Source organism: Ewingella allii, assembly GCF_044430645.1.
GTDB classification, from domain to species: domain Bacteria; phylum Pseudomonadota; class Gammaproteobacteria; order Enterobacterales; family Enterobacteriaceae; genus Ewingella; species Ewingella allii.
This window is the reverse complement of sequence record NZ_JAWUDN010000002.1, coordinates 23,459-43,908: the sequence shown is the minus strand read 5'-3', so window position 1 is coordinate 43,908 and position 20,450 is coordinate 23,459. Positions and strand designations below refer to the sequence as shown.

At 53.4% G+C, this 20,450-nt stretch carries 17 protein-coding genes, 4 tRNA genes, 1 other RNA gene and 1 pseudogene; 9 read left to right on the top strand and 14 right to left on the bottom strand.

Annotation, left to right across the window (positions count from 1 at the left end):
- Positions 1-34 precede the first annotated feature (34 nt).
- From ptsH to cysZ, 3 genes are all read right to left on the bottom strand, one after another.
- Complete coding sequence (gene ptsH, locus SBO83_RS06950) at positions 35-292, bottom strand: phosphocarrier protein Hpr (RefSeq protein WP_353502870.1); 258 nt, start codon at positions 290-292, stop codon at positions 35-37.
- A 402-nt stretch (positions 293-694) separates the two neighbouring features.
- Complete coding sequence (gene cysK, locus SBO83_RS06945; RefSeq protein ID WP_396130964.1) at positions 695-1,660, bottom strand: cysteine synthase A; 966 nt, start codon at positions 1,658-1,660, stop codon at positions 695-697.
- Positions 1,661-1,867: 207 nt separating this feature from the next.
- Positions 1,868-2,656 (bottom strand): sulfate transporter CysZ, encoded by a 789-nt coding sequence (cysZ, locus tag SBO83_RS06940; RefSeq protein ID WP_396130963.1) that lies wholly within the window; start codon positions 2,654-2,656, stop codon positions 1,868-1,870.
- A gap of 225 nt (positions 2,657-2,881) precedes the next feature.
- Here cysZ and zipA point away from each other — a divergent pair, with 225 nt between their 5' ends.
- The 3 genes from zipA to SBO83_RS06925 all read left to right on the top strand — a co-directional run bounded on the left by zipA (position 2,882) and on the right by SBO83_RS06925 (position 6,257).
- Positions 2,882-3,910, top strand: a complete 1,029-nt coding sequence (gene zipA / locus SBO83_RS06935) for a cell division protein ZipA (RefSeq protein ID WP_353502867.1) — start codon at positions 2,882-2,884, stop codon at positions 3,908-3,910.
- A gap of 77 nt (positions 3,911-3,987) precedes the next feature.
- The gene (ligA, locus tag SBO83_RS06930) at positions 3,988-6,009 is read left to right on the top strand and encodes an NAD-dependent DNA ligase LigA (protein WP_396130961.1); all 2,022 of its coding nucleotides are present in this window, start codon (positions 3,988-3,990) and stop codon (positions 6,007-6,009) included.
- 5 nt (positions 6,010-6,014) lie between these two features.
- Entirely contained in the window at positions 6,015-6,257 is a 243-nt protein-coding gene (locus SBO83_RS06925; RefSeq protein ID WP_034792015.1) for a DUF3820 family protein, read from the top strand.
- Positions 6,258-6,337: 80 nt separating this feature from the next.
- On the opposite strand, the gene SBO83_RS06920 is transcribed toward SBO83_RS06925, so the two are convergent.
- Positions 6,338-7,342 carry a bile acid:sodium symporter gene (locus tag SBO83_RS06920; RefSeq protein WP_396130960.1) on the bottom strand — a complete coding sequence of 335 codons (1,005 nt, stop codon included), beginning with the start codon at positions 7,340-7,342 and terminating at the stop codon, positions 6,338-6,340.
- A gap of 101 nt (positions 7,343-7,443) precedes the next feature.
- Here SBO83_RS06920 and SBO83_RS06915 point away from each other — a divergent pair, with 101 nt between their 5' ends.
- Positions 7,444-8,364 (top strand): LysR substrate-binding domain-containing protein, encoded by a 921-nt coding sequence (locus SBO83_RS06915; RefSeq protein ID WP_396130959.1) that lies wholly within the window; start codon positions 7,444-7,446, stop codon positions 8,362-8,364.
- 10 nt (positions 8,365-8,374) lie between these two features.
- Here the strand turns inward: SBO83_RS06915 and SBO83_RS06910 are convergent, their stop codons facing one another.
- The 5 genes from SBO83_RS06910 to SBO83_RS06890 all read right to left on the bottom strand — a co-directional run bounded on the left by SBO83_RS06910 (position 8,375) and on the right by SBO83_RS06890 (position 9,821).
- Complete coding sequence (locus tag SBO83_RS06910) at positions 8,375-8,713, bottom strand: FlxA-like family protein (RefSeq protein ID WP_353502861.1); 339 nt, start codon at positions 8,711-8,713, stop codon at positions 8,375-8,377.
- Positions 8,714-8,788: 75 nt separating this feature from the next.
- Positions 8,789-9,352, bottom strand: coding sequence for a nucleotidyltransferase family protein (locus SBO83_RS06905; RefSeq protein ID WP_396130958.1), 564 nt, complete (start codon positions 9,350-9,352; stop codon positions 8,789-8,791).
- A gap of 141 nt (positions 9,353-9,493) precedes the next feature.
- A non-coding RNA gene (locus SBO83_RS06900) (RtT sRNA) lies at positions 9,494-9,618 on the bottom strand.
- A 44-nt stretch (positions 9,619-9,662) separates the two neighbouring features.
- Positions 9,663-9,738, bottom strand: a tRNA-Lys gene (locus tag SBO83_RS06895).
- A 7-nt stretch (positions 9,739-9,745) separates the two neighbouring features.
- Positions 9,746-9,821, bottom strand: a tRNA-Val gene (locus SBO83_RS06890).
- A gap of 264 nt (positions 9,822-10,085) precedes the next feature.
- Here SBO83_RS06890 and gltX point away from each other — a divergent pair.
- The gene (gene gltX / locus SBO83_RS06885) at positions 10,086-11,501 is read left to right on the top strand and encodes a glutamate--tRNA ligase (RefSeq protein ID WP_353502859.1); all 1,416 of its coding nucleotides are present in this window, start codon (positions 10,086-10,088) and stop codon (positions 11,499-11,501) included.
- A 78-nt stretch (positions 11,502-11,579) separates the two neighbouring features.
- Here gltX and SBO83_RS06880 read toward each other — a convergent pair whose 3' ends face one another.
- Entirely contained in the window at positions 11,580-12,368 is a 789-nt protein-coding gene (locus SBO83_RS06880) for a formate/nitrite transporter family protein (protein WP_396130957.1), read from the bottom strand.
- Between the two features lie 353 nt (positions 12,369-12,721).
- On the opposite strand from SBO83_RS06880, the gene SBO83_RS06875 reads away from it, so the two are divergent.
- Together SBO83_RS06875 and SBO83_RS06870 are read left to right on the top strand one after the other, a co-directional pair.
- Positions 12,722-12,797 (top strand) — tRNA-Ala (locus SBO83_RS06875).
- Positions 12,798-12,878: 81 nt separating this feature from the next.
- Positions 12,879-12,954: transfer RNA gene (locus SBO83_RS06870), tRNA-Ala, on the top strand.
- Between the two features lie 160 nt (positions 12,955-13,114).
- Here the strand turns inward: SBO83_RS06870 and SBO83_RS06865 are convergent.
- Positions 13,115-14,302 carry a NupC/NupG family nucleoside CNT transporter gene (locus SBO83_RS06865; protein ID WP_353502857.1) on the bottom strand — a complete coding sequence of 396 codons (1,188 nt, stop codon included), beginning with the start codon at positions 14,300-14,302 and terminating at the stop codon, positions 13,115-13,117.
- A 343-nt stretch (positions 14,303-14,645) separates the two neighbouring features.
- On the opposite strand from SBO83_RS06865, the pseudogene SBO83_RS06860 reads away from it, so the two are divergent.
- A pseudogene (locus SBO83_RS06860) lies at positions 14,646-15,884 on the top strand (Nramp family divalent metal transporter); the annotation flags it as partial.
- A gap of 70 nt (positions 15,885-15,954) precedes the next feature.
- Here the strand turns inward: SBO83_RS06860 and SBO83_RS06855 are convergent.
- Together SBO83_RS06855 and mgrA are read right to left on the bottom strand one after the other, a co-directional pair.
- Positions 15,955-16,353, bottom strand: coding sequence for a DUF2502 domain-containing protein (locus SBO83_RS06855; protein ID WP_396130956.1), 399 nt, complete (start codon positions 16,351-16,353; stop codon positions 15,955-15,957).
- A 146-nt stretch (positions 16,354-16,499) separates the two neighbouring features.
- A complete protein-coding gene (gene mgrA, locus SBO83_RS06850) occupies positions 16,500-17,489 on the bottom strand; it encodes an L-glyceraldehyde 3-phosphate reductase (RefSeq protein WP_100937319.1) in 990 nt (329 codons plus the stop codon).
- A gap of 279 nt (positions 17,490-17,768) precedes the next feature.
- Here mgrA and SBO83_RS06845 point away from each other — a divergent pair, with 279 nt between their 5' ends.
- Positions 17,769-19,427, top strand: a complete 1,659-nt coding sequence (locus SBO83_RS06845) for a thiamine pyrophosphate-binding protein (protein WP_396131220.1) — start codon at positions 17,769-17,771, stop codon at positions 19,425-19,427.
- 13 nt (positions 19,428-19,440) lie between these two features.
- Here SBO83_RS06845 and SBO83_RS06840 read toward each other — a convergent pair whose 3' ends face one another.
- The gene (locus SBO83_RS06840; protein WP_034791975.1) at positions 19,441-20,316 is read right to left on the bottom strand and encodes a LysR family transcriptional regulator; all 876 of its coding nucleotides are present in this window, start codon (positions 20,314-20,316) and stop codon (positions 19,441-19,443) included.
- Positions 20,317-20,450: the final 134 nt, after the last annotated feature.

Here is a 20,450-nt window from a genome sequence, read left to right as displayed (position 1 = left end):
TCTTGACTGGTTTAAACTATTAAGACCGGGCTTGTTACTCGAGCTCTGCCATCAGTTTTACCAAGTGTTCAACGGCTTTCTGCTCGTCTTCACCTTCTGCAGAGAGGGTTACTACTGTGCCCTGAGTCAGACCCAGAGTTTGCAGTTTGAAAAGGCTCTTTGCGCTAGCGCTTTTACCGTTAGAAGTCACGGTGATGTCAGCAGTAAAACCTTTAGCTTCTTTCACGAACTGTGCGGCAGGGCGGGTGTGCAGACCGTTAGGTGCGGTAATAGTAACTTCTTGCTGGAACATTGTTGTTTCCCCAACTTATTAAAGTAATGTTGTGGAGCTAAAGTCTAGCTCAATAGGCCGACTTTAGCCTGATAAGATTCGCGCCTGACTATGGTTCAGGGGCAAGGTGTGATGCAACAGGAAAAGGCGAAAATAAGCACATTGTGACAAAAAGAATGTCGGGCGCTTCCCAATTCCTAGCAACTTCCCATTATGCCGTGTTTCACCATCTTGTAACAAATCAGTAAATCGATTCAGCAGCAGACATTCAGGAAGCTGATTAATTTCGCGCATCGAAATAATTGAAGGGTTAAATACTAAACCTGGCAGATAAAATCAATCATAGACTGCTATAAACTTTGATGTAGGCCACAAAAAAGCACCCATTTGGGTGCTTTTTTAATCGATTTAAATAATGTGGCATTATTGTTGCAATTCTTTTTCCGTAAACAAATCTGCAAACAATGCGGTACTCAAATAGCGCTCGCCGGAAGATGGCAGAATGACGACGATAGTCTTATCGGCGAACTCTGGCTCTTCAGAAAGTTTCACCGCTGCGGCGACGGCCGCGCCGGAGGAGATACCCGCCAGAATACCTTCTTCTTCCATCAAACGACGCGCCATGCTGATGGATTCGTCATTGGTGATAAGAGACACGCGGTCGATCAGCTCTAAATCGAGGTTGCCCGGGATGAAGCCTGCGCCAATGCCCTGAATCTTGTGCGGGCCTGGCTTCACTTCTTCGCCATTCAGCGTCTGAGTGATGACAGGAGAGTCGGTTGGCTCAACGGCAATCAGTTTTACGCTGCTTTTCTTGCCTTTCAGATAGCGACCTACGCCGGTGATAGTACCGCCGGTACCCACGCCTGCGATGAACACGTCAACCGCGCCGTCGGTATCTTCCCAAATCTCAGGGCCGGTAGTTTGTTCGTGAATTGCCGGGTTAGCCGGGTTGCTGAACTGCTGCAGAATCAAGTAGCGGTTTGGATCGCTGGCCTGAATCTCTTCAGCTTTAGCAATCGCGCCTTTCATACCCTTAGCGCCTTCGGTCAGCACCAGATTGGCCCCCAGCGCCTTAAGCAGCTTACGGCGCTCAACGCTCATGGTTTCAGGCATGGTCAGGGTTAATTTATAGCCACGAGCAGCCGCAACGTAAGCCAGCGCGATGCCGGTGTTGCCGCTGGTGGGTTCTACCAGCTCGATCTCTTTGTTCAGAATGCCGCGTTTTTCAGCATCCCAAATCATGTTCGCGCCGATACGACATTTGACGCTGAAGCTCGGGTTACGTGACTCGACCTTAGCCAGAATACGCCCATTGCCAATACGGTTCAGGCGAACCAGCGGCGTGTGGCCGATTGTTAATGAATTGTCTTCATAGATCTTGCTCATAACCCGTCCTTTAACTGGTTGGAATTCCGCAGTGTGTGGTTTCAACACTATGAAAATAGTGGGAATCACGAAAGCATACGCGATCGGTTTTCCCAGTGAAGTAAGGAATTGGTATATCTATATGTTATTAAGAAATATGTTTCCGACACAAGGATCAAGATGAAAAAACGGCCACTGGGTTGCAGTGGCCGTTGAGAAAATGGGGGCTTAGCGGCGACGAGTTTGACTTATGTCTTGCCCGTCGACCACGTGTAGATCGCGGTAGCGATCGACCCACATTGCCGTTGCGCCACAAACGGCGACCGGCAGGATGACCAGATTCAGCACAGGGATCATGGTGAACAGGCTGACCAGCGCGCCGAACTGTAAATTGTCGACTTTATGGCGACCGAGCGAGCGACGCATATCAAGGAAGCTGACTTTGTGGTTATCGAAAGGGTAGTCGCAATATTGAATAGAGAGCATCCACGCGCTGAACAGGAACCACAGCACGGGCGCGACGGTTTGACCGATGCCGGGAATAAAATAGAGCACCAGCAGCACGATGGCGCGCGGGATGTAATAAGCTAGTTTCTGCCATTCGCGCTTCATGATACGCGGCAGATCTTTCATTATTCCCCAAATACCGGTGTCGGGCTGGACCTTACCCGTCAGTCGGGCTTCAAGCTGTTCCGCCAGAAGGCCGCTGAACGGCGCGGCTATCAGGTTAGCGATGGTACTAAATAAGTAGCTGAACACCAGCAGCACGGAGAGCACGGCTATCGGCCAAAGCAGGTAATCCAGCCAGCTCAGCCAGGCTGGTATCTTGCTCATCATGGCCGGGATCCAGTCACCCAATTTAGCGAATAACCACCAAAACGCGCCACCCATCAGGATGATGTTCACCAACAGTGGCAAAACCACAAAGCGACGAATACCAGGCAAGGAAATCAGTGACCACCCCTTGCTGAAATAGTGAACTCCGTTTACCGCGTTAGCGCCTTGCGAAGATGTCATAAAAGAAATTTTCTCTCTGAGTTGAAGGACGTGAACTATCATATCGATATGATTTTCCACTGGCTAGCAGCGTATTGGCTGAAAAAGCGACAAAAAAAGGTGCCCTAATCATGTTTATTACTAGAAAGTAGTGTCCAGACTTGCACTTATCAACTCAGGCAAATAGAGTTAGAAATGTGAATGTTTGCCGTGGTGGCAATGAATTAGAACAACCTAGAGATAGCAATGATGCAGGATTTGCGTCTGATATTAATCGTTGTTGGCGCGATCGCCATAATAGCGTTGTTATTGCACGGTTTGTGGACCAGCCGTAAAGAACGCTCTTCGCTTTTTCGCGATCGTCCAACTAAACGTGTGAAAAAAGAACGAGAGCAATCTCCGGCCGACGATTTCGTCGACGGAGTGGGTGAAGTGCGCGTGCGTCCATCTTATCCTCAGGATGAACCTTCTTTTGGCGAGTATGATGAACCTGAGCAAGTTGCTCCTGTTCGCACTCAGCCACAGCGCCCACCGCAGGCTCCTCCCGTCCAACAGCCTACTGCGCCGCGTCAGCCGGCTCCTCAGCCCGTTGCGGCTCAGGATGATCCGTTGTTGAGTGGTTACTCAGCGGCTGATCCTGCTGATGCTCCGCGTCGTGAAACCAGTTTTGCGCCGCAGCATGCCGCTCCTCAGCGTGAGGCTGCACCTCAGCCAGCGCGCGAAATCGAGAAGCCACAGGCTCCGGTTCCACCGGAAGAGATCCATCCTGATGCTGCACCAGCGGCCAAAGCTGAGCCGCACAATGATTCACCTTTCTCTCTGGCAGAAGAAGCGCCGGTTAAAGAGAAGCTTAAAGAGACCGTTCTGGTGCTGCACGTTGCCGCACATCAGGGTGGCGTAATTGGCGGTGAAGTGTTGCTCAATAGCGTATTGCAGGCGGGCTTCCAGTTTGGCGCGATGAACATTTTCCACCGGCATGTTAGCCCGGCGGGCAGTGGCCCCGTGCTGTTTAGTTTGGCGAATATGGTGAAACCTGGCTCCTTTGACCCAGATACCATGTCAGACTTCTCAACTCCTGGGATCACGCTGTTCATGATGGTGCCTTGCTATGGCGATGCGCATCAGAACTTCAAACTGTTGTTACAGTCGGCTCAGCGTATTGCTGACGACGTGGGTGGCATGGTTCTCGATGACGAGCGACGCATGATCACACCACAAAAACTGGAAACCTATAAAGCGCGTATTCGCGAGGTTCTTGACGCGACGGCCAAATAAAGCGCCGGGCGTATCCAGATATTCAGTCCTTCCAATGACCCCCGCTTGTCGGGGGTTTTTTATCTTCATGGTGACTCATGGCCACAATCGAAAATCAAATCAATCAATTACGCACCCAGTTACGCCATCATGAATACCAGTATCACGTGCTGGACGCCCCTGAAATACCCGATGCCGAATATGACCGCCTGATGCGCGAACTGCGCGCATTAGAAGAGGCCAATCCGCAGCTGATCACCGCCGATTCCCCGACTCAGCGCGTCGGCGCGGCACCCATTTCAGCTTTCGAGCAGGTCAAGCATCAGGTGCCGATGCTGTCGCTGGATAACGTGTTTGATGAAGAGAGCTATCTGGCTTTCTATAAACGCGTTCAGGACCGTCTGAAAACCACCGAGCCGTTGACCTTCTGCTGCGAGCTAAAGCTCGATGGTCTGGCCGTCAGCCTGTTGTATGAAAACGGTGAGCTAGTGCAGGCCGCCACCCGCGGCGACGGCACCACCGGCGAGAACATTACCGCCAACGTGCGCACCATCCGCGCCATTCCTCTGCGCTTGCAGGGAGAGAATATCCCCGCCCGGCTCGAAGTGCGAGGCGAAGTCTTTATGCCCCAGCCCGGTTTTGAAGCCTTAAATGAAGAGGCGCGCCGGACAGGCGGGAAAGTGTTCGCTAACCCGCGTAACGCCGCCGCCGGTTCTTTGCGCCAGCTTGATCCGCGCATCACGGCAAAGCGCCCGCTGACCTTCTTCTGCTACGGCGTGGGCCTGCTGGAAGGCGGCGAGCTGCCGCGCAGCCATATCGCCCGTTTGCAGCAGTTCAAGGCCTGGGGCCTGCCGGTTAGCGATCGCACCCAGCTGTGTACCGGTCGAGATGAGGTTCTGGCCTTCTATCGCCAAGTAGAGGCAGACCGCGCTACGCTCGGTTTTGATATCGACGGCGTGGTGGTCAAGATTGATTCCTTGGATATCCAAGAGACTCTGGGCTTTGTGGCGCGCGCGCCGCGCTGGGCCACCGCTTTTAAATTCCCGGCCCAAGAGCAGATCACTTTGGTGAAGGATGTTGAGTTTCAAGTCGGGCGCACCGGGGCGATTACCCCCGTTGCGCGCCTTGAGCCGGTTCAGGTTGCTGGGGTGATGGTGAGTAACGCCACGCTGCACAATGCGGATGAAATCGAGCGTCTGGGCCTGCGCATTGGCGACACGGTGATCATTCGCCGCGCCGGTGACGTTATCCCGCAGGTCGTCGGCGTGGTGCTGGCCGAGCGCCCTGAAAACGCCCGCGAAGTGGTCTTCCCAACCCACTGCCCGGTGTGTAATTCCGACGTCGAACGCGTGGAAGGCGAGGCCGTGGCGCGCTGTACCGGCGGACTGATTTGCGGGGCGCAGCGTAAAGAAGCCTTGAAGCATTTCGTCTCGCGCCGCGCCTTGGACGTCGACGGCATGGGCGACAAGATAATCGACCAACTGGTGGAAAAAGAGTATGTCAAAAACCCGGCAGACCTGTTCCGCCTGAGCGCGGGCAAGCTCACCGGTTTGGACCGAATGGGGCCGAAATCAGCGCAAAACGTGGTGAACGCGCTGGAAAAAGCCAAAGAAACTACGCTGGCTCGCTTCCTCTATGCGCTGGGTATTCGCGAGGTGGGCGAGGCGACGGCGGCGAATCTGGCGGCGCACTATGGCTCTATCGAGGCACTGCGCGCGGCCGACGTGGAATCGCTGAAAAGCGTGCAGGACGTCGGCGACGTGGTGGCCAAGCACGTGGTCAACTTCCTCTCCGAAGAGCACAACCAGCAGGTGATTGAGGAGCTACTCAGCCCGGAAATCAACATTCACTGGCCTGCTCCGGTAGTGGTGATTGCCGAAGAGATTGATAGCCCGTTCGCCGGGAAAACCGTGGTGCTGACCGGCTCGCTGTCGATTCTTTCCCGTGATGAAGCCAAAGATCGCCTAACCGCGCTGGGCGCTAAAGTGTCCGGCAGCGTGTCGAAGAAGACCGATTTAGTGATTGCGGGCGAAGCGGCTGGCTCGAAACTAGCCAAGGCTCAGGAGCTGGGCATTGAGGTTATCGACGAAGCGGAAATGATCCGCCTGCTGGGTGATTAATAGCGATGGAAAAAGAAGATTTAATCGAAATCGCCAACATGAAAATGCCCTTCGGTAAGTACGCCGGGCGCGTGCTGATTGATTTACCCGAAGAGTATTTGCTGTGGTTTGCGCGCAAAGATGAATTCCCGGCGGGCAAGCTTGGTGAGCTGATGCAGCTTACGCTGGCGATCAAAAGTGAAGGCTTGCAGAGCCTGATTAACCCACTGCGCCGAGGCGGGCCGGGGCTTTCCGGCACTGACGAGTAATGGCGTTATGCAGCATTGAGTAAAAGAAAAGAAGGCGCTGATTTCAGCGCCTTCTGCTTTCTGTTTCACGCTAAATCAACTCAGTTCATTCTTGCCTGAACCTGTGCTTCTGGCTCTGACTGCTGCTTCGCCAGCTGTTTACGCTGGTAGCGTTTCGCCAGCACGGCGCAGGTCATCAGCTGCACCTGATGGAAAATCATCAGCGGCAGCACCATCATGCCAATTGCGCTGACCGGGAACAAAATATTCGCCATCGGAATACCGTTCGCCAGACTCTTCTTCGAGCCACAAAATACGATAGTTATCTCGTCGGCCTTGCTGAAGCCCATCCAGCGCGCCATATAGGTGTTAATGACCAGAATAAAGGCCAGCAATACCAGACTGAAGACCACGATAAACAGCAGCGAACCCAGCCCCACCTGACGCCAAATCCCCTGAGTTACCGCCTCGCTAAACGCGGTGTAGACCACCAGCAGGATGGAAGTCTGGTCCGTCTTACCAATCATTTTACGGTGACGCTCGACAAAGCCGCCAATCAGCGGGCGCAGCAGGTGCCCGGCCACGAACGGCACCAGCAGTTGCAGCATGATGTGCCACACCTGCTGCAAGCTGTCGCCGGTAGTGCCCTGCACGTGCATCAACAGACCAACCAGCAGCGGCGAAACGAAAATACCCAACAGGCTGGATGCAGAAGCGCTACACACCGCCGCCGCCACGTTGCCCCCGGCCATGGAAGTAAAGGCAATTGCCGACTGCACGGTGGCGGGCAGAATGCACAGATAGACAAAGCCGCTATAAATTTGAGGGCTGACATCAATCGGGTGCCACCACTGGAACAGCAGCCCCAGCGTCGGGAAAATGATAAAGGTGCTGCACATCACCCACAGGTGCAGCCGCCAGTTATTACTGCCGGCGAAGATGGCTTCGCGCGACAGCTTCGCGCCGTGCATAAAGAACAGCAGGCCGATGGCGAAGATAGTCAGGTTATTGAAGAAGGCGACAAACACGCCGCTGGCGGGCAGGAAGGTCGCCAGCAGCACGGTGCCAATCAGAGTTTGAGTAAAACGATCGGGTAAAAAGCGCATGAGTTTCTCTGCATGAAAAGGAATAAAGCCATGCCGCTATTTTGAATCGCTGGTATACAATTAAAAAATTGGTTTATTTAATGCATTGATGAAAATTATTCATGAATTATTCTCTCAAGCAGTTGCGGGTGTTTGTCGCCGTGGCGCGCCATCAAAGTTTTAGCCGCGCAGGGGATGTCATTGGGCTAAGCCAGTCTGCCATTAGCCACAGCATGAAAGAGTTGGAGGCCGAGGTTGGCGTGCGTTTGCTGGACAGAACCACGCGCGAGGTGATTCTCACCAACGCCGGTCAGCGGCTGGCGAGCCGGGTTGAGCCCTTGCTCGACGAGCTGCACGCGATGCTGCTTGATACTCGCAGCTTTGGCACGCAGCACAATGGTCGCGTGCGCATAGCCGCCAGCCAGACTATTTCCGCCCAGCTTATGCCCAGCTGCATCGCCCGTAGCCAAAAGAATTATCCCGACATCACCATCTTGTTGCGCGATCAGGCGCAGCGGCTGGTGTTGAACAGCGTGCGCAATGCCGAAGTGGATTTTGGCATTGTGATCGAACCGGGGATTAGCCCAGACCTCGAGGGCGAGATTATTTTGCACGAGCCGTTCTTATTGCTGTGCCATCAAGACCATGCTTTCGCTTATCAAAGCGCGGTGAAGTGGCAGCAGCTAGGGGAGCAGCCGCTGGTTCTGCAAGATTATGAGTCGGGAAGCCGCATATTGATCGACAACGCGCTGGCGAAGCAGGGGATTGCCGCCAATGTGGTGCAGGAGGTGGGGCATCCGGCGACGCTCTACCCGATGGTCGAAGCCGGGCTGGGCGTCAGCGTGCTTCCCGCGCTGGCGCTGCCTTTGCCGCAGGGCAGTCAACTGGTGGTGAGAACGCTGGAGCCGGAAATAAACCGCGCCTTGATGCTGGTGCGGCGTAAAAATCGTTCGCTGTCACCCGCCGCGCAGGCCATTTGGCAAGAGGTGAAATGGCAGGCGGCGCAATTGACCAAAAAACGCAGCCTGCGGGGTTTGCTATAAAGCCAAAGGGTTAGACGTAAATATCGACCTGACCCGCAGCCTTTTTATCGTCATCTTTTTTAGGATTGGCTTTTTCAGCGTCGAGCATGGCTTTCTCAGCTTGTTGTTCAGCTTTCTGCGCCTGTTGGTGCTGAATTTGTTGGATCTGCTGCTGCAACATGATGATTTGTTGGCGAATCGATGCGATTTGCTTCTGCACTTCTTCCTGAGACTGGTCGCTTTTTTTCGACAGATTTTTCAGCTGCTGCGTAAGTTTATCAATCTGCTTATTCAATTGGGCAATTTGCCCACCGCCGCCGCCAGATGCCGATCCCATAGAGATATTGGTTGTGGTACTAATCGTGCTCATTACTGCCTCGCTTATTTATTGCCTGTTATTGCATACGCGGGTACTTAACAGATATCGGCAAGGCGGCGGGGATCTTTAAGATTGAGGCAGTTGGAGGCGCAACTTAGGCCAGCTCGCGAGCCAGCCTTTGCTCTGCACGCGATCCAGCAGCACTAAGGTATTCCCATGGCGCGGATTGGGCGTGATGCTGAACTCAAATAGCTCGGCGGTGCCGACCGGCGCGACCAGCTGCACCTGATTCAGATCATTGAGCTTCGCGCCAATCACCGTTTCCGTCTCCACCCAGTAACTCATGGCTTCGCTGCTGGACGAGTAGGGGGCATGGTCATGCAGAAGGTGCATCCGCGCCTGATTCTTCACAGACCAAGGCAGATCCGCGATGGCGCAGAGTTGCTGTTCATACTTTTTCTCGACGTCGGCCGACGTATCTTGAGAATTGAAGTAAATCACATCAATGTCGTTGAGCGGCGTGCTTTGGCTGAAGTCGTGCAGCCGGTCCCACACCAAATTGCGCACAAATCCCGCCGCCAAGCACCAATCATTCAGCGCCAGCTGTTTCGCCGCACGAAGGGCCAGCATGCGCATCTCATCCTGCTCAATCCACTGGATAATGTGTTGCTGTCGCTGTTGTTCGCTCATTATCTCGTCCCTTATCGAAATGATGGACAGTATAGATAAATGTGGGAACCAAAGAGGGGAGTTTTAAACTGAATTTTTTGCGAGGTCTAGAAACGAGAAAAGCGCCTAAAGGCGCTTTTCTCTACTCCCTGTAATAAGGAGTGGTGGGCCGTGCTGGATTGATTCGGCCTTCGGCCTCACCCTGCGGGCAACGCGTTGCGTTGTCGTCTCGCTTCGCTCGGCTCGAACCAGCAGCTGGTTCGCCTCCATCACGGTTAAATCACGGTGCTCTAAAAACGAAAAAAGCGCCTAAAGGCGCTTTTCTCTGAATTGGTGGGCCGTGCTGGATTCGAACCAGCGACCAATTGATTAAAAGTCAACTGCTCTACCAACTGAGCTAACGGCCCGCAGAAGTGGTGGGCGATGACGGGCTCGAACCGCCGACCCCCTCCGTGTAAAGGAGATGCTCTACCAACTGAGCTAATCGCCCCCGTCGTGATGGAGTCGCATTATAGGGATACTTAAACTTACGTCAACGGTTTTTAAAAACAAAAAACACCGTTCGCCCGAAAAGTAGACAAGATGACGGATTTCTCGCCCGCGTAGTTGATTCTTTACGCATTCATGGTGTGAATAGCCCTTGTGAACTCCCTATCGGCGTTGAGGATTCAGGGCAGAGTGGTAGAATGACGCCCACTTTTTGTTAATTGATAGCAACGTTTTTTGGCGTTGCGCTATTAAGGCTGCATTCCAGATGAAAATCAAAACCCGTTTTGCTCCGAGCCCAACCGGCTATTTGCACGTCGGTGGCGCCCGTACCGCGCTTTACTCCTGGCTTTTTGCCCGTAATTTGGGCGGTGAGTTTGTGTTGCGTATAGAAGACACCGATCTTGAGCGCTCCACTCAGGCTGCCATTGACGCGATTATGGACGGCATGAACTGGTTGAATCTGCAATGGGATGAAGGTCCATACTTCCAGACCAAACGCTTTGACCGTTATAACGCGGTGATTGACCAGATGCTGGAAAATGGCACGGCATATAAGTGCTACTGCTCCAAAGAGCGTCTGGAAGCGCTGCGCGAAGAGCAAATGGCAAATAATGAGAAGCCTCGTTATGACGGTCGTTGCCGCGACAGCCATGAGCATCACAGTGCCGATGAGCCTTGTGTGGTGCGTTTCCGCAACCCGCAGGAAGGTTCTGTTATCTTTGATGACCAGATCCGTGGCCCGATCGAATTTAGCAATGACGAGCTGGATGACTTAATCATTCGCCGCACCGATGGATCACCAACCTATAACTTCTGCGTGGTGGTGGATGACTGGGATATGGAAATCACTCATGTCATCCGTGGCGAAGACCATATCAACAACACTCCGCGCCAGATTAACATTCTGAAAGCGCTGGGCGCGCCAGTGCCGGTTTACGCACACGTGTCCATGATTTTGGGTGACGACGGCAAAAAACTGTCCAAACGCCACGGCGCGGTCGGCGTGATGCAGTATCGCGATGATGGCTACCTGCCAGAAGCGCTGCTCAACTATTTGGTGCGTCTGGGCTGGTCCCACGGCGACCAAGAGATCTTCAGCATTGATGAAATGAAAGCGCTGTTCTCTCTGGAGAATGTCAGCAAATCTGCCAGCGCCTTCAACACTGAAAAGCTGCAATGGCTGAACCATCATTACATCACCACCATGGATCCACATTATGTGGCGACTCACCTGCTGTGGCACGTTGAGCAACTGGGTATCGAGACGCGCAATGGTCCGCAGCTGTTCGAAATCGTCCAATTATTGGGTGAGCGTTGTAAGACTCTGAAAGAGATGGCTGAATCCTGCCGTTACTTCTATGAAGATTTCAGCGAGTTTGATGCTGACGCGGCGAAAAAACACCTGCGCCCGGTTGCTCGTCAGCCATTAGAAGCCGTGCGTGCCAAGCTGGCTGCGATCACTGACTGGACTGCCGAGAACGTTCACAACGCGATTCAGGGTACTGCTGATGAGCTGGGCGTCGGTATGGGTAAAGTCGGTATGCCATTACGCGTTGCTGTGACCGGTGCCGGTATGTCTCCGGGTATGGACGTCACGGTTCACGCGATTGGTCAACGCCGCACTCTGGCGCGTATTGATCAGGCTCTGGCCTTTATTGCTGAGCGCGAAGCTCAACAGTAATCGTCAGCGTTGAGATAAAGAAAAAGCCAGCGGGTTTCCCTCGCTGGCTTTTTTATGCGACTAGCAAATCAGAACGAATTAACGTTGTTCCGCGATAGATTCTGCATTCGGGCGGTAAGCCAGGAAGTACATCAAACCTACGAAACCAGCACCGCCCACTGCGTTACCCAAGAATACGGCAACGAAGTTTGGCAGGTACTGTGACCAGCTCAGCGCACCGGCAAAGATAGCCGCCGGGATGATGAACATGTTGGCAACCACGTGCTGGAAGCCGATAGCCACGAACGCCATGACCGGGAACCACATGCCAATCACTTTCCCGCCAACTTCTTTACTGGCGAATGCCAGCCAGATAGCCAGACAAACCAGCCAGTTACAGCCGATGCCTGAAATAAATGCCTGAGTGAAGTCAGCATTTACTTTTGCAGTAGCGGTAGCCACGGTTTTAGCCAAGAACGCGCCTTCGGTCAGACCAAGTACGTGACCAAAGAAGTAAGCAACGGCCAGACTGCCCAGCAGGTTTGCCAGCGTCACCCAGAACCAGTTACGCAAAACGGCGTACAGGCTGATTTGACGAGCGAACCAGGCGATTGGCAGCGTCATCATGTTGCCAGTTAACAGTTCACCGCCTGCCAGCACCGTCAAAATGATCCCCACTGGGAAAACAGCCGCACCCAGCAAGTTACTGAAAGAACCCCAGGATGCAGGCAATGTCCCTATTACATGCAAATCCAGTAGAAAACCTGTAGCGATGAAGGCACCGGCCAGGAATCCTAAAATTAACAAATTCAACACGGTTGAACGGCTTTTATTTGTTCCCGCCGTTACAGCGATTGATGCGATTTCTTTTGGTGAATACAAGGACATAAGAGGACTCGACGATAGTTGGTTATGATTATTGCGCGGGCAGTCTAGACGCAGATTTATCCGAAAACAAGACGATTATCATAGCCTGCTAACAAACCATTAATCATTGAGTCACACATGTTAATAAAATGCTTAATAAGATCATAAGGCTGGATAAGAATGGCCGGAATAGAGCAGAGTAATTTAGACGTATTTAGCTACAAAATTGTATCTGGACGGCGGAAAAACTTGATAGTTATGGCCGGGTTGGCGGCTTTTTCAGCGCTTGATTCCATATTCAGATTTAGCCGTTGACAGGGTTGGCTCGGTTTCATATGATGCGCCCCGTTCACTCGTTTTTACGAGTCGGAAATGGGGGTATAGCTCAGCTGGGAGAGCGCTTGCATGGCATGCAAGAGGTCAGCGGTTCGATCCCGCTTATCTCCACCAACTTCCTTCTCAGGGTAAGTTGGTACTTGATTCCTCTGAGCGGAATTGAGTAGAAGACCTAAAACGTGAACAACCTCGTGTGGGGGTATAGCTCAGCTGGGAGAGCGCTTGCATGGCATGCAAGAGGTCAGCGGTTCGATCCCGCTTATCTCCACCAAAATTTAAGAAACCGGCCTCTGGCCGGTTTTTTGCTTTCTGCCATTTGGCATTGCCTGTCCCGACTTCAATCCAGCTCTTCCAGCGAGTTCCTTCGTCAAATAGCAGACACAAAAAAAGGCGCCGAAGCGCCTTTAGAAACTGTTTAGCAGGTTTGTCGCTTACGCCAGTACCAGACCGGCGATAGATGCAGACAGCACGCTCACCAGCGTTGAGCCGTACAGCAGTTTCAAGCCAAAGCGTGAAACCACGTTACCTTGCTTCTCGTTCAGGCCCTTGATTGCGCCCGCAACGATACCAATTGAAGAGAAGTTGGCGAAAGAAACCAGGAACACAGACAGGATGCCGACGCCGCGTGGAGAGAGCTCGCCTGCGACTTTCTGCAGGTCCAGCATGGCCACGAATTCGTTAGAAACCAGCTTGGTTGCCATGATACTGCCCACTTGCAGCGCTTCGTGGCTCGGTACGCCCATGATCCATGCGAATGGGTAGAAGACATAACCCAGCACGCCTTGGAAGGTGATACCGAAAACAACGTCGAACAGCGCGTTCAAGCAGGAAATCAGAGCGATGAAGCCAATCAACATAGCAGCAACGATGATCGCCACTTTGAAGCCCGCCAGGATGTATTCACCCAGCATTTCAAAGAAGCTCTGACCCTGATGGGTGTTGCCGATTTGCAGGTCTTCTTCTGAATCAACTTTATATGGGTTGATCAGTGACAGTACGATAAAGGTACTGAACATGTTGAGAACCAGCGCAGCAACCACATAACGCGGCTCAAGCATGGTCATGTAAGCACCCACGATTGACATAGAAACCGTCGACATCGCGGTAGCAGCCATGGTGTACATACGTTTTTCTGACATTTTGCCCAGAATGTCTTTATACGCGATAAAGTTTTCAGACTGACCAAGGATCAGGGAGCTAACGGCATTGAAGGATTCCAGTTTCCCCATACCGTTGACTTTTGACAATACCGTACCGATCGCGCGAATAATAATTGGCAGGATACGGATGTATTGCAAAATACCAATCAGTGCAGAAATGAACACGATTGGGCACAAGACTTTCAGGAAGAAGAACGCTAATCCTTTATCGCTCATGCCTCCAAATACGAAGCCGGTCCCTTCTGCGGCAAAGGCTAACAATTTCTCAAACAGATCAGAGAAGCCTTTTACGAAACCTAATCCAAACTCTGAGTTGAGGAAGAAATAGGCTAATAAAACTTCAAGGACCAACAGCTGTGCGATGAAACGTAAACGGATATTTTTACGATCACGACTTACCAGCAAGGCCAGTACAGCGACAACGGCCAACGCTAATACAAAGTGCAGTATTCGGGACATGGGTGCTCCAAATTAGAGGCAGGCTATATTTCGACGGACATTCTATGTAACGCGTACATTTAAAACGTGAAGTGGCTTGCAAATATAGAAATTGCGGACACTGATTGCAACATTTCTGAACAGACCACACAAAAAATCAAGATGTTAATAAAATCAGTCATAAGTTGAATTGTTGTGCTAGCTTTATTATTAGCCGTAATAGTTTTCTAAATATGGTCGACCGTCTCTATTTCGCCCCTGAGTCTCTGGTGCCTATCGGAGAAATCAGCTGGATCAATCTAAATGCACTTGATAATCATTATCAATTAGATATGATTGATGTAAGCGCAACAATAGTAAGGTTAATACGACTATGTTTAACAGCCGTGCCGAATCCTCCGGCCGCGCCTCCCGCAAATTAAAGCTTTCCCTAATGGGGCCAGCGTTTATCGCCGCGATCGGCTATATCGATCCGGGTAATTTCGCCACCAATATTCAGGCCGGTGCTTCCTATGGCTATCAACTGCTGTGGGTGGTGGTGTGGGCCAATATTATGGCGATGCTTATCCAGCTGCTCTCCGCCAAACTGGGTATCGCCACCGGCAAAAATCTGGCCGAGCATATCCGCGATCGCTTCCCGCGTCCGGCGGTCTGGGCCTATTGGGTTCAGGCTGAAATTATTGCCATGGCGACCGATCTGGCCGAGTTTATCGGCGCGGCCATTGGATTTAAATTGCTGCTCGGCGTCTCACTGCTGCAAGGCGCGGTGCTGACCGGGATCGCCACCTTTATTATCCTCGCCCTGCAAAAACGCGGGCAGAAGCCACTCGAACTGGTGATTGCTGGCCTACTGCTGTTCGTGGCGGCGGCCTATATCGTCGAACTGTTCTTCTCGCAGCCAAGCATGGCGGCGCTGGGCAAGGGGATGTTGATTCCTAACTTACCGTCGAGCGACGCCGTGTATCTGGCTGCTGGCGTGCTGGGCGCGACCATTATGCCGCACGTGATTTACCTGCACTCTTCATTAACCCAGCGCGCGGGCGACGCGTCAAAGGCGCAGCGCTATTCAGCCACCAAACTGGATGTCGGCATTGCCATGACCATCGCCGGTTTTGTGAATCTGGCGATGATGGCTACCGCCGCGGCGGCTTTCCACTTTAGCGGGCATCAGGGCATTAGCGAGTTGGATCAGGCTTATCTCACGCTAGAACCCTTGCTCGGGCAGGCGGCGGCCATCACCTTTGGCCTGAGTCTGGTTGCGGCTGGCCTCTCCTCCACCGTGGTCGGGACCTTAGCCGGGCAGGTGGTGATGCAGGGCTTTGTGAAATTCTATATTCCGCTGTGGGTGCGCCGCACGGTGACCATGGCGCCATCTTTTATTGTCATCATGATGGGGCTGGACGCCACGCGGATTCTGGTGATGAGTCAGGTACTGCTGAGTTTCGGCATTGCGCTGGCGCTGCTGCCTCTGCTGGCCTTTACCGGCAATCGCGAGCTGATGGGCGAAATGGTCAATTCGAAAGGGATACAGTGGGCGGGGCGAGTGATCGTGCTGCTGGTGGTCAGCCTTAACCTCTATTTGCTGATTGGCATGCTTAAGTAAAACGGAAATAGTGAAAAAGATAAAAAACGGGACAGCCTAAACTGTCCCGTTTTCGTTGGGCGCGAGAAAATTAGTGATGATGCCCGCCATGCCCGCCATGCCCGCCATGCCCACCGTGATCGCCATGCCCATGTTTTCCATGATGCCCGCGATCGTGACCATAAGCGTGACCGTGAGGCGGACGATGCCGCGACTGATGGTTGTTCCACCAGCCGCGATCCCGCCAGCGGCCGCCGTCCCAGTAGTAGCCGCGATGGCTGCGTTCGCCGTAATAACGCCCACGGTGGCTGTTCCACCAACGGCTATCACGCCAATCATAACCATCCCAGTAGTAACCGCGACGGTCGCGGTCACCGATATTGATTGAAAGGCCAGGGGTATTCAGGCTAAAGCTGCTGGCCTGCACGGCGGGGGCCGCGGCAGGCAGCAGGGCAAACAATAAACTTCCGAATAATAAAGGCTTAATCATGTCGCCTCCTCTCTCTTATAATTTCTGCTAACAGTTATAAGAGGAAGGCAACACCTATTCTATTGCTTACAATCCTGTTTTGATTGTTTTACGCGGCTTAACACAAAGCTAACGTTTTCTCCTTTATTCGCCTTATAGGAAAGCGTTTACACCAAAATCCCTTCGATTTCAGCCAGCTCCTGCTCACTAAACTGGCGGTTGCCGAGCATGCCGATGGCATCATCAATCTGGCTGGTTTTACTGGCACCAATCAGCACCGAGGTCACTCTGTCGCCGCGCAGCACCCAGGCTAACGCCATTTGCGACAGCTTTTGGCCGCGCGCTTCGGCAATGGCATTGAGCTTACGCACTTTTTCCAGCTTCTCGGCGGTGAGCTGATCTGTCGTGAGGAACTGGCTGCTGCTCGCCGCACGCGAATCCTGCGGGATGCCCGCCAGATAGCGATCGGTCAGCACGCCACCGGCCAGAGGGGAGAAGGCAATCGACCCAACCCCGTTTTGCGCCAGCGTGTCGAGCAAATCTGCCTCTACCCAGCGTTCGAACATCGAGTATTTTGGCTGATGGATCAGGCACGGCGTGCCAAGGCGTTGCAGAATGGCGAAAGCCTGTTTGGCGCGCTCGGCCGGATAGTTGGACAAACCGACGTACAGCGCTTTCCCTTGACGGACGATGAGATCCAGCGCCGCCATGGTTTCTTCCAATGGTGTGTCGGGATCCGGGCGGTGGTGGTAGAAAATATCCACATACTCCAGACCCATGCGTTTCAGGCTCTGATTGAGGCTGGCGACCAGATATTTCTTCGAGCCCCAATCGCCATAAGGGCCGTCCCACATGGTGTAACCGGCCTTGGAGGAGATAATCAGCTCATCGCGATAGGGCAGTAAATCTTCCTGCAAAATGCGGCCAAAGTGCGTTTCAGCCGAGCCGGGCGGCGGGCCGTAGTTGTTGGCTAAATCAAAATGGGTGATGCCATTATCGAAGGCGTGACGAATCAAATGGCGCGCGTTATCAAAGTGCGCGTTGTCGCCAAAGTTGTGCCACAGGCCAAGGGAGATGGCGGGCAGCTTCAGCCCGCTGTGGCCGCAGCGTCGGTACTGCATCTGTTCATATCGCGTAGGTTTCGCCTGATAAGCCATAGAGTTAACCTTATTATTTTTAGTCGTAGGAATGATAAAAAGCCGTTTTAGTGTATGCGTTTCCACAGATTTTTCCAGCGAGCGGGTTAACAACCTTGGGATGTGACTCATCGGCCTATCAGTCATTGTGATGAATAACGGAACCTGCGCCTAAATCGGGCAGGGGTGTAAGGCAAAATTTCCAACCCTAATTTTTGGCGCACGTTTCCTAATCGGCGATCTGCGTCAATACTTTCTAGAGTTATCAACTATAGAAGCTAAAAATATTAGGGGATCATGATGAGTAATGCTTATACCGTAGGTGACTATCTCCTCGACCGACTATCACTTAGCAATATTGCCCACCTGTTTGGCGTGCCAGGCGACTACAACCTGCAATTCCTCGACCACGTGATTAGCCACCAGCAAATAACCTGGGTGGGCTGTACCAATGAATTGAATGCCGCCTATGGTGCCGACGGCTATGCGCGACGCAAGGGGGCGGCGGCTCTGCTGACCACTTTCGGCGTGGGAGAACTCAGCGCGCTCAATGGGGTAGCGGGAAGTTATGCCGAATATTTGCCGGTGATTCATATTGTCGGCGCGCCTCCGCTTTCCTCGCAGAAAAAAGGCGAATTGCTGCATCACTCCATGGGCGATGGCAACTTTGCTCGCTTTGCCGAGATGTCGCGGCAGGTCAGCGTGGCGCAGGGGTTGCTAACCCCGGAAAACGCGCTGGCGGAAATTGACCGCGTGGTGGCCGAGGCGATTTACCACTCGCGGCCCGGCTACCTTCTCCTACCAAGTGACGTCGCCAAGCTCCCTGTCACCAGCCGTGCCACCAAACAGCCTCTTCTCCAGCCCGCCTTTTCCCAAGATTCTCTTAGCGCCTTCACTGATACCGCCCGCGAGCTGCTGCGCGACAAGCGACGGGTGACGGTATTGGGGGATTTTCTGGCCGACCGTTTTAAAGCCAAACAGGCACTTCAGCAGTGGGTTGATGATGTTCCGTTGGCACACTCGACGCTGTTGATGGGCAAGGGGCTGTTCAACGAGCAGAATCCGCATTTTGCTGGCACTTACTCCGGCGCGGCGAGCTGCCCGGTGGTGAAGAAGGTGGTGGAGCAGGCCGAGGTGGTCATTAATGTCGGGGTGCGTTTTGGCGATACCATTACCGCCGGATTCACCCAAAAGCTGCCTGAAGAGGGTTGTATCGAACTCGAACCTTTCAGCGTGCGCATTGGTAAACAGGTGTTCCATCAGCTACCGATGGCCAAGGCCGTCGAGGCGCTGCATCAGCTGACCGCTGAACTTCGCGACCAGTGGGAAAAGCCTGACTTTAGCCGCACGCCGCTGCCATCGTCGGATAACAGCGAGCTGGATCAGCAGGTTTTCTGGCAATTAATGCAGGAATTCTTGCAACCCAACGATCTGCTGGTGGTGGAGCAGGGGACCTCCAGCTTCGGCGCGGCGGCGCTCACGTTGCCCGAGGGGTGTGATGTTATCGTCCAACCACTTTGGGGTTCGATTGGCTTTACCCTGCCAGCCGCCTTTGGCGCGCAAACTGCCGAGCCTGAGCGTCGGGTGGTGCTGATTATTGGCGACGGCTCGGCGCAGCTCACCCTGCAAGGGCTGGGCGCGGCGATCCGTTACGGCTTAAAAACCCACATTTTCCTCATCAACAATGACGGCTATACGGTGGAAAGAGCTATCCATGGCGAGACGCAGCGCTACAACGATATTGCGCGCTGGAATTGGACCCTGTTCCCCGCCGCCTTTGGCGGACCGGACGTGCTCAGCCAGCGAGTCGAAAGCCGCGACCAGCTAAGTCAGGTGATGTTCACCCTGCGCGATAAACCGCAAATGGCCTGGGTGGAAGTGGTGGTGCCGAAAATGGATATCCCCGAGCTATTGGACGCAGTCAGCAAGTCTATCTCGAAGAGAAATTCCGGCGACTAACCGGACTTATGACTCAGGGTTCATCGGCCAGCAAAGGATCGATTAGCTGGTCGATGAACCAACTTCCCGCCGGGCCGGGCTGATTGTTTTTACTCCACACCGCGTCCACTGAAATCAGCTTCGGCCAACCTCGCATCGGTAACGTCACCAGCTTGTTATGCCCAAACTGGCGCACCAGCCAGTGCGGCAGTACCGACCATCCAAAGCCCTGCTCGGCCATTTCCAGCAGCATCAAATAGCTCGGTGCGGACCAGGTTTGCCCCTGCGCCCGGGTCTCGGTGCGGCGATAGGGCTGGAGGCTTAACTGGCGGAAAGTGTGCAACTGCTCAGGCTGAATGTTGGAAAGCTGGGCCAGCGGATGGTCGCGACTGACAAAAATGTCCATGTCAGTTTGCTCCGGCAGGCGCGCCACGCCGATGTCCGGCGGGTAGGAGTCCTGCACTTCCAGCATGCCAATGTGCGCCCGCCCAGCCTGCAGCAGATCAATCACATCCTGATCCTCAGCAATCAGGCATTCAAACTCAATGTCGGGATAGCGCCGCTCAAAGCGTTTGAGCAGATTCTCATGGTGAGTCGGCTGGTAAGTGTCTGAAAGTACGAAGGTCAGTCGGGTTTCCACCTGCGTGGAGAGGCGAATTGCCAGCTCATCAAGGCGCTCACTGGCGGCCAAAATCGCCTGAACGTGATTGAGCACCCTTTTGCCCTGCGGCGTTAACACCGGCTGGCGGCTGTTGCGGTCAAACAGCGTCAGGCCCAAATCCACTTCAAGATTGGCGATGGCGGTGCTGACCGTGGACTGGCTTTTGCGCAGTTTGCGTGCGGCGGCGGAGAAAGAGCCGGTATCCGCAGCTTCCACAAAGGCGACTAAGGCTTCTGGCGAGTAACGCATGGCAATCTCCAGGTTGGCGGTTAAGGGTTTATCCATCTATTTTATCGATATTAACTATCTTTAACCTATCTTATTTAGCGATGATAATGCCGACCTGTGACCTAAGTCACTCACCCTATTGAGGAATAACGGCA